Raw genomic sequence first — 568 nt, 5'->3', positions numbered from 1 at the left:
ACAGTAATTGATGAGATCGGAGATCCACTCGTTCACTTGATCAGAAACAGTATTGACCATGGTATCGAGGCGCCGGAAACACGTTTGCAAAAGGGAAAACCGGAATCAGGAAAAGTTGTGCTTAAAGCTTATCACAGCGGCAACCATGTCTTTATCGAAGTAGAGGATGACGGCGCAGGCCTTAATCGCAAAAAAATTCTGGAAAAAGCGCTTGAGCGCGGGGTCATAACGGAAAAAGAAGCTGAAACCTTAGAAGACAACCAAATTTACGAATTGATTTTTGCTCCGGGGTTCTCAACTGCTGACCAAATTTCTGATATTTCCGGCCGCGGTGTAGGACTTGACGTTGTAAAAAACAAACTGGAGTCTCTTGGCGGTTCAGTCAGTGTGAAATCAGCCGAGGGTCAAGGCTCTCTATTCAGCATCCAGCTGCCGCTTACCTTGTCTATTATTTCAGTTCTGCTGATTAAGTTGGAAGAAGAGACATTTGCTATTCCGATTTCTTCAATCATTGAGACAGCAGTTATTGACAGAAAAGACATTTTGCAAACGCATGACCGTGAAGTGA

1 pseudogene is annotated in these 568 nt (G+C 44.0%); it reads left to right on the top strand.

Features of this window, described 5'->3' with window-relative positions:
- A pseudogene (gene cheA / locus ACWHAR_RS30385) lies at positions 1–568 on the top strand (chemotaxis protein CheA); the annotation flags it as partial.

Source organism: Bacillus sp. LR--39, from assembly GCF_053613335.1.
This window is presented reverse-complemented; position numbering and strand designations above follow the sequence as displayed.